This window comes from Streptomyces olivochromogenes (assembly GCF_021538895.1).
GTDB classification, from domain to species: Bacteria; Actinomycetota; Actinomycetes; order Streptomycetales; family Streptomycetaceae; genus Streptomyces; species Streptomyces olivochromogenes_A.
Genome location: NZ_JADDRL010000210.1, coordinates 1 through 8,113, shown reverse-complemented (window position 1 = coordinate 8,113; position 8,113 = coordinate 1). Strand labels below are relative to the sequence as shown.

The following is an 8,113-nucleotide window of genomic DNA, read 5'->3' as shown; positions in this document are numbered from 1 at the left end:
CACCCGCCGTGCCCGACGCTCCGCGCAGGAGCGGGACGGACACGGACAGCTGGCCGCTGCTCGTCGGCGAGCCCGGTGTCGGGCGGCTCGCGGTACTGGCCCGCAGGCGCCTGGAGTTGCTGCACGACGCCGGCCTCCGCGTCGGCAGCACCCTCGACGTCACCCGCACCGCCGAGGAACTGACCGAGGTGACCGTCCCCCGGTTCGCCGACTTCGTCGCCGTCGACCTGCCCGACGCGGTGCTGCGCGGTGAGGAGCCCGCCCCGTTCGACGCCGCCACCACGCTGCGCCGGGTGGCCCTCGGCGCCGTACACGACCAGCGTCAGCTGTACGGCGTCGGCGACACGGTCCGGTACCCGCCCGCCGCACCGCAGGCCCGCAGCCTGGAATCCCGGCAGGGCGTGCTCGAACCGGTCCCGGTGCGCGCGAACGGATCGGCCGTGCAGGATCCGCGGCTCGGCGAGCGCATGGTCGCGGCCGGCGTCCACTCCCTGATCACGGTGCCGCTGCGGGCCCGCGGCGCCACCCTCGGCGTGGTCAGCTTCTACCGCTCCGAGCAGCCCGCCCCCTTCGGGGACGACGACCTGTCCCTGGCCCAGGAACTCGCCGCCCGCGAGGCGATCTGCATCGACAACGCACGCCGCTACACCCGCGAGCACAACACCGCCCTCGCCCTGCAGCGCAGCCTGCTGCCCCGCGGCCGGCCCGAGCAGAGCGCCGTCGAGGTCGCCTACCGCTACCTGCCCGCGCAGGCCGGCGTCGGCGGCGACTGGTTCGACGTCATCCCGCTCTCCGGCGCCCGGGTGGCACTGGTGGTCGGCGACGTCGTCGGGCACGGCCTGCACGCCGCCGCCACCATGGGCCGGCTGCGCACCGCCGTGCACAACTTCTGCTCCCTGGACCTGCCGCCCGACGACCTGCTCACCCACCTCGACGACCTGGTCGCACGGCTCGACCGGGGCGAGGGCTGGGGCGCCGAGGACACCCCGGACTCCGGCATCGTCGGCGCCACCTGCCTGTTCGCCGTGTACGACCCGGTGACCCGGCACTGCACCCTCACCCGCGCCGGCCACCCGCTGCCCGCGGTGGTCGGACCGGACGGCAGCGTGCGCCTCGTCGACCTGCCGCCGGGGCCACCGCTCGGACTCGGCGGGATGCCGTACGAGACCGTCGAGCTGGAGCTGGCCGAGGGCAGCCAACTGGTGCTGTACACCGACGGCCTGATCGAGGACCGGCTGCGCGACGTCGACACCGGCCTGGACCGGCTGCGCACCGTCCTGGCCAGCGCGGGCCGCGGACCGGAGGAGACCTGCGAGGCGGTCCTCGACGCGCTGCTCCCGGAAGGGCCCGGAGACGACGTGGCCCTGCTGGTCGCCCGCACGCACGCCCTCGGCCCCGACCGGGTCGCCCAGTGGGACCTGCCCGGCGACCCCGCGATCGTCTCCCGCTCCCGCGCGGCGGTCGTCGAGCAGCTCTCCGCCTGGGGACTGCACGAGGAGGCGTTCACCACCGAACTCGTCGCCAGCGAACTGGTCACCAACGCCATCCGGCACGCCACCGGCCCGGTCCGGCTGCGGCTCCTGCGCGACCGCGCCCTGATCTGCGAGGTCTTCGACGGCAGCAACACCTCGCCCCGGCTGCGCCGCGCCCGCAGCGAGGACGAGGGCGGCCGCGGCCTGTTCCTGGTCTCCCAGCTCACCGAGCGCTGGGGCACCCGCTACACCCCCGACGGGAAGATCATCTGGGCGGAACAGCGCCTGCCCGCGGACGCCGCGTCGCGGTGAGCAGCGTCCGCCCCGCCCGGCGCCTACCCTGGAGACGTGGCTCGGTCCAATGACGAGGTCGCCGCGCTGTTCCAGGAATACGCGGACCTGATCTCGATCACCGGAGGAGACGCGTTCAGGGCACGTGTCTACGAGAAGGCCGCCCGGGCGATCGGCGGCCACCACGCCGATGTCGCCACCCTCGACCTCAAGGGCCTCCAGCAGATCCCCGGCGTCGGCAAGTCGATCGCCGAGAAGGTCACCGAGTACTTCGGCACCGGCAGCGTGTCCGCCGTCGACGAACTACGGGCGAGAATCCCGGCCGGGGTACGCGAACTGACCGCGATCCCCGCCCTCGGCCCGAAGAAGGCCCTCGCGCTCTACGAGGAGCTGGGCATCTCCTCCGTCGACGAACTCACCGACGCCATCCACGGCGAACGGCTGCGCGACCTCAAGGGCTTCGGGCCGCGGACGGAGGAGAAGATCCTGCACGGCATCGAACTCCTGCGGTCCGCCGGGGACCGCGTCCTGCTCGACGTCGCCACGGACCTCGCCGACGACATCGTCGCCGCGCTGTCCCCGGTGACCGGCTGCCGGCGCTGCGCGTACGCCGGATCGCTGCGCCGGGTCCGCGAGACGATCGGCGACATCGACATCCTCGCCGCGGCCGAGGACTCCGCCCCGCTCATGGACGCGTTCACCGAACTGCCGTACGTCACCGAGGTCATCGCACACGGCGGGACCAAGACGTCGGTGCGCACCACCAAGGGTCTCGCCGTGGACCTGCGCGTCGTCCCGCCGGACTCCTGGGGAGCGGCACTGCAGTACTTCACCGGCTCCAAGGCCCACAACATCCGTACCCGCGAACGCGCCGTGCACCAGGGGCTCAAACTGTCCGAGTACGGGCTCTTCGACGTCGTGAGCGGCGAGAAGGTCGTCTCCGAGACCGAGGAGGAGGTCTACGCCCGGCTCGGCCTGCCCTGGATCCCGCCGACCCTGCGCGAGGACCGCGGCGAGATCGATGCCGGGCTGCGCGGCGAGCTGCCCGAGCCGGTCAGCGAGGCCGACATCCGGGGCGACCTGCACACGCACACCGACCTGACCGACGGCCTCGCGCCGCTGGAGGAGATGGCCGCGGCGGCCGCCGAGCGCGGCTACGCCTACTACGCGATCACCGATCACGGGCCGGACCTGGCCATGCAGCGGATGACCGACGAGCGGATGCTGGCCCAGCGCGAGCGCGTCCGGGAACTCGACGGCACGTTCCGCGCACGTGGCCGGCGCGGCGGCATGCGGCTGCTGCACGGGGTGGAGCTGAACATCGGCCCCGACGGCTCGGTGGACTGGCCGGGGGAGTTCCTGGCCAGCTTCGACCTGTGCGTCGCCTCGGTGCACTCGCACTTCAACCAGGGACGGGACGAGATGACCCGGCGGATCGTGCGGGCCTGCGAGAACCCGTACGTGAACATCATCGGTCACCCCACCACGCGCCTCATCGGCCGCCGGCCCGCCGTGGACGCCGACCTAGACGAGGTCTTCGCCGCCTGCGCGCGCACCGGCACCGCCCTGGAGATCAACGCGCACCCCGACCGGCTCGACCTGCGCGACGAGGACATCCTGCGGGCGAGGCGGCACGGGGCGAAGTTCGCCGTGGACAGCGACGCCCACGCGACCCCGCACCTGGCCAACATGCGCTACGGCGTCGGCACGGCCCAGCGCGGCTGGCTCACCAAGGACGACGTGATCAACACCTGGACGCCGACGCGGCTGCTGCGCTTCCTCCGCAAGGGCCGCTCGTGAGGGCCGCCGCCCGGCCCCGCGGGCCACACCGGCGCGGACCGCGTGGCGGTCGAGCAGTGTTTTCCGAACCGGGAGGTCCCCATGACCAGTCTGATCCGTGACGTGATGTCGCCCGGCGCCGTGGCCGTCGAACCGATGACCACGGCCGAGCAGGCCGCGCGCCTGATGCGGGACCAGAACGTCGGCGACGTCCTCGTGTCGTACGACTGCGACCTGTTCGGTGTCCTCACCGATCGGGACATCGTGGTGCGCGTCCTGGCCGAGGGCCGCGATCCGCACACCACCACGGCGGGATCGGTGTGCAGCCCGCCCCCGGTGGTGACCGTCGACCCCGACGACACCACCGATCATGCGGCCGAACTGATGCGCCACCATCACGTACGCCGGCTGCCGGTCGTCGAACGCGGCGGCTGCCCCGTCGGGGTGGTCAGCCTCGGCGACCTGGCCGCCGACGACGACCCGCACTCCGCGCTGGGCGAGATCAGGCGGGCGGACCCGAACCGCTGAAGGGCGTGTGCCGAAGGCTGCTCAGGGCTTCGCCCGCTCGGCCGCCGCCGAGCGCTCGGCGGCGGCCTCGCCCCGACGTCCGGCCTCCCGCGCGCGGCGGCCGGCGGCCCGCGTCGGCTCCCGAGCCCGCGTCTCTGCGTCCCGCGCCTGCCGCCGCTCCTTCTCGGCCCGCTCCATCTCGCCCTTGAGGCCGTCGAGGCGCCGCCGGACCCGCTCCAGCCGCCGTCCGGCGTCGTCCGCCGCACGTCCCGCGGCCGCGGCCTCGTCCTGGCGGGCCCGCAGTTTCCCGCTCGGCGCCCCGCGCCTCCTGCCAGGCCCGCGCGAGACGCTCCCGCCGCTCCTTCTCGACGGCACGGTCCTGCCCGGCGAGGGGTGCGGGGGCGGGTGATGCGGGGGAGCGTCGCGGCACGGTGTCCGGTACGTCGGGGAAGCCGGCCGTCGGAGCGTACGGCTCCACCAACCGGCCGGTGGCCCACTCCCGGGCGACGTCCGGATCGGCGAGGACGCCATGCAGCGTGCCCGCCACGTCCCGCTCGACACCGTCACCGACCGGGTGACCCGCCCGCGCCGTCGCCCGCTGCGGCTCCTGCGCGAGGGTGCTGATCACGGTCCGCTGCCGACGGTTGAGCTCCCGCGGCTGCGCACCGGCCAGGTCCTGGTGCGCCTGCCGCAGCCCCTCGCCGAGCCGCAGCAGCGCCTCCACTTCCTCTGACCGCTGCCGGACGAGGAGATTGCTCGCCCAGGCGGACAGGCTGGGGCGCCGCACCTTGCCGATCCGCTTCGCGAGAGCGCGGTCGCCCTCCGGTCGGCCACCGTGATCCAGGCGACCAGGGCCGCCGTCAACAGGCCCGCGACGAGGACGTGTCCGCCGGCGCACCGGCACTTGTCCCGGAGCGAACAGCGGCCGCGCCGCCCTCGTCCAGTGCGCTCGCGGACATCACGGCATGCGCTCCTGGGCAAGGTGGGCGCCGTATCGGCACCTAGCGTCACTCGGGCACCGAAGGCACGGACCGCAGGAGGCGGATCATGACCACCAGCTCCCCGCAGATGAGCAGCCAGCCGTGGCTGCATCAGAAGGGCGAGATCATCCAGGAGTTCGGAACCGTCAAGCAGTTCCCGCTGGGCCTGTCCTACGAGACGCGCATGTACTCCTGCCAGCGGCTCAACAAGGTCCTGGCCAACACGCAGATCCTGTACGGCCTCTACAAGAAGCACCACTGGCTGATGCGCGGGGCGACCTTCTACCCACTGCACCTGGTGCTGGACAAGCACGCGGGGGAGCAGCTGGAGCTCGTCGACACCCTCGCCGAGCGGGTGCAGACCCTGGGCGGAGTCGCGGTGGGAGACCCCCGGCACGTCGCCGAGATCACCTCGATCCCGCGGCCGCCGGACGGCGTGGAGGAGGTGCCGGCCATGCTGTCGCGGTTGCTGCAGGCGCACGAGACGATCCTGACCGACGCCCACGACGCGGCGGCCCGCACGGGGGAGTTGGGCGACGACGGCACCAACGACGCGCTGGTCTCGCAGGTGATCCGGACCGGCGAACTCCAGGCGTGGTTCCTGGCGGAGCATCTGGTGGACACGCCTCTGGTGCGGTCCTGAGCGCGGGTGAGCCGTCCCTCGCGGACGGCTCACCCCCCGTCGGGTGCGGCTACTCGGCCGGCAGTGCCTCCCGCATGGCCTTCGCGGTGGTCGTCGGGTCGTAGCCGTCGGGGACGCCGGGGACCAGGATGATGTCGCCCTCGATGTGCCGGGAGCGCAGCGGCGCGATCTCCCGATAGGCGGGCGAGTCCCACCAGGCCCGCGCCTCGGTCATCCCCGGGAAGCCGATCACCACCACGTGTCCGGGCCAACTGCCCTCCGCGACCTCGTGCTGCGCGGCGTGCACGAGGAAGCGGCCGCCGTACGGCTCGAAGGTGGCGCCGATGCGCTCGATGTACTCGGCGATCTCCGGGTGGGGCGTGGCTTCCCGCAGGTGGCCTATCACGTAGGCAGGCATGGTGTCCTTCCGGTCGGTCGGGCTCCGTACGTCTCGATCGTGGCACGGTGCCGCGCCGGGGACGATTACCCGTCAGGTAACCGCGCCCGGCCACCCGTCAGGCGGTCACCCCTCGGACGCCTTTGCTCGTTCTTTACAACCCGCTCGGTCGCCGCCTCGTCTCTCTGCTCGATCCGTAACCGAGCCCGCCCCTTCCGCCGGGCGGGCCGATGAGAGAGAGCGATTCGATGCGCCGAACTGTCCTCAGTGCCACGGCACTCGCCTGCACCGCCGTGCTGGCCGGCACCGTGCCCGCGTTCGCCGACGGGGCGACGCCGGTCCCGTCGGCCAGCCCGACGCGCGCCACCCCCACCACCGCCCCGGCGCCCAGCGCCGAACCGACCAGGGCGCCCGCGTCCGCCCGGCCGAGCGCCGTCCCCACCCGGGTGCCCGGACGCGGCCAGGTCTCCGTCCGGCCGAGCGCCGCGCCCAACACCGGCGTGACGGAGGCCTCTTCGGGGTCCGGTGACGAGGGCGGTCTGATCGGCGGCGCCGCAGCGGCACTCGTCGCGGGCGGCGCCGCGGTGTTCGTCGTACGTCGCCGGCGGGCGACCGGAGCATGACCCCGCTCTCCAGGCGCGCCTTCGTCGCCGCGGCGACGGCCGCGCTCCTCGTGGGCTGCGGCGGCCCGGGCTCCCACCGGACCACGACCGGCCGCGCCCAAGGGACGCCGCCGCCTTCCTCGGCCCCGGCCGGCGCGAAGCCGGCGCACGCCCTGGGCCGTTCGGTCCCGGTCGGGCTGCGGATCCCGGCGATCGGTGTCGACACCCCGGTCATGCGACTGGGCCTGGAACCGGACGGCACGATGCAGGTGCCGCCGGTCACGGCCCACGACCGGGCCGGCTGGTACCGGCACTCGCCGACACCCGGTCAGGTCGGCCCGTCGGTCCTCCTCGGCCATGTCACGGTCGGCAGCTACGGCGACGGCGTCTTCCGGCGCCTCGCCCGACTGCGCCGGGGCGACCGGATCGTGGTGCGCCTGGAGAACGGCACGGAGGCCGGGTTCGCCGTCACCGCCCTACGGACGGTCGCCAAGAAGGACTTCCCGGCGGACGACGTCTACGGCGACGTCAACCGTCCGGAGCTGCGGCTGATCACCTGTGGCGGGCCCCGGAGCGGCCACGGCTACCTCGACAACGTGATCGTCTTCGCCGCGCTCAGCCCCGGCACGCCCTGACCCTCCGCACGGATCCCGGGCCCCGGCGCCGCACGCCGACGGCCCGGTATCCACCCCGCACGAACGACGCACCACGTCGCACGCATGCTTGACGAGTGCCCTCACGACCATGGAGAGCGTTGAAACGGTCCCGCGACAAAGCAGCGTCCGAGCTGTTCGCCGCCCTCTATCCGCGCCTCGCCGGCTGGTGCCGCCGGCTCGTCGACGACGACGAGACGGCCCATGAGATCGCCTCCGAGGCGTTCACCCGGCTGTGGGCCCGCTGGGCGTCCGTGCAGGAGCCCCGCGGCTTCCTGTACGTCACCGCCGCCAACCTCGTCCGCGACCACTGGCGCAAGCTGGAGCGCGAGCGCAACGCCGTGCGCCGGGCCACCACGGAGGCCGCGGTCCGCCCCCACAACGAACAGGCGGACCCGTCCGTGCGCCTGCTCGTGCAGTCGCTGCCGGAACGACTGCGCGTCCCGATCCTCCTGCACTACTACGCTGACATGCCGATCCGGGAGGTGTCCGTGCTGACCGGGCGCAAGGAAGGAACCGTCAAGGCCGACCTCCACGCGGCCAGAGAACTGCTCCGCGTCCACTTGAGGAGAAGCCTTGACCACACGCTTTGACGACGACCCGGAGTTCGCGCCCGACGACCCGCTCGCGGTGATCCTGCGGCCCGCCTCCGAACCCCTCGGCCCGCCCCCCGGCCGCTACGAGGCGATCCGCCGCGCGGCCGCCCGCCGCCGTGTGCTGCGCGCCGCGGCCGGGCTGGGCGCGACCTGCGCCGTGGCCGCCCTCGTCGTACTGCCCCTGCGCCTGTCGGCCGGCGACGCACCGGCGCGG

At 73.8% G+C, this 8,113-nt stretch carries 10 protein-coding genes and 1 pseudogene; 9 read left to right on the top strand and 2 right to left on the bottom strand.

The features are described from left to right. From IPZ69_RS45570 to IPZ69_RS45560, 3 genes are all read left to right on the top strand, one after another. The coding region (locus tag IPZ69_RS45570; protein ID WP_235460813.1) for an ATP-binding SpoIIE family protein phosphatase at nucleotides 1-1,784 on the top strand (1,784 nt) is incomplete at its 5' end. A 36-nt stretch (nucleotides 1,785-1,820) separates the two neighbouring features. Then, nucleotides 1,821-3,563: a DNA polymerase/3'-5' exonuclease PolX gene (gene polX, locus IPZ69_RS45565; RefSeq protein WP_235460812.1), complete on the top strand. Its 1,743-nt coding sequence runs from the start codon at nucleotides 1,821-1,823 to the stop codon at nucleotides 3,561-3,563. Between the two features lie 81 nt (nucleotides 3,564-3,644). Then, entirely contained in the window at nucleotides 3,645-4,070 is a 426-nt protein-coding gene (locus IPZ69_RS45560) for a CBS domain-containing protein (RefSeq protein ID WP_235460811.1), read from the top strand. Nucleotides 4,071-4,091: 21 nt separating this feature from the next. On the opposite strand, the gene IPZ69_RS45555 is transcribed toward IPZ69_RS45560, so the two are convergent. Further along, nucleotides 4,092-4,424, bottom strand: coding sequence for a hypothetical protein (locus tag IPZ69_RS45555; RefSeq protein WP_235460810.1), 333 nt, complete (start codon nucleotides 4,422-4,424; stop codon nucleotides 4,092-4,094). Between the two features lie 154 nt (nucleotides 4,425-4,578). Between IPZ69_RS45555 and IPZ69_RS45550 the strand changes: the two genes are divergently transcribed. After that, nucleotides 4,579-4,782, top strand: a complete 204-nt coding sequence (locus IPZ69_RS45550) for a hypothetical protein (RefSeq protein ID WP_235460809.1) — start codon at nucleotides 4,579-4,581, stop codon at nucleotides 4,780-4,782. Nucleotides 4,783-5,096: 314 nt separating this feature from the next. Continuing rightward, nucleotides 5,097-5,672 (top strand): Dps family protein, encoded by a 576-nt coding sequence (locus tag IPZ69_RS45545; protein WP_235460808.1) that lies wholly within the window; start codon nucleotides 5,097-5,099, stop codon nucleotides 5,670-5,672. 49 nt (nucleotides 5,673-5,721) lie between these two features. Here the strand turns inward: IPZ69_RS45545 and IPZ69_RS45540 are convergent, their stop codons facing one another. Continuing rightward, complete coding sequence (locus IPZ69_RS45540; protein ID WP_235460807.1) at nucleotides 5,722-6,069, bottom strand: DUF1330 domain-containing protein; 348 nt, start codon at nucleotides 6,067-6,069, stop codon at nucleotides 5,722-5,724. Between the two features lie 227 nt (nucleotides 6,070-6,296). On the opposite strand from IPZ69_RS45540, the gene IPZ69_RS45535 reads away from it, so the two are divergent. The 4 genes and pseudogenes from IPZ69_RS45535 to IPZ69_RS45520 form a co-directional block, all read left to right on the top strand. Then, nucleotides 6,297-6,671 (top strand): NPXTG-anchored protein, encoded by a 375-nt coding sequence (locus IPZ69_RS45535; protein ID WP_235460806.1) that lies wholly within the window; start codon nucleotides 6,297-6,299, stop codon nucleotides 6,669-6,671. Next, nucleotides 6,668-7,285 (top strand): class F sortase, encoded by a 618-nt coding sequence (locus IPZ69_RS45530; protein ID WP_235460805.1) that lies wholly within the window; start codon nucleotides 6,668-6,670, stop codon nucleotides 7,283-7,285. The genes IPZ69_RS45535 and IPZ69_RS45530 overlap by 4 nt, the downstream gene beginning before the upstream one ends. Nucleotides 7,286-7,404: 119 nt before the next feature. Continuing rightward, nucleotides 7,405-7,896, top strand: coding sequence for an RNA polymerase sigma factor (locus IPZ69_RS45525; protein WP_235460804.1), 492 nt, complete (start codon nucleotides 7,405-7,407; stop codon nucleotides 7,894-7,896). Further along, nucleotides 7,880-8,113, top strand: a pseudogene (locus IPZ69_RS45520) (hypothetical protein); the annotation flags it as partial. The gene IPZ69_RS45525 and the pseudogene IPZ69_RS45520, both read left to right, overlap by 17 nt.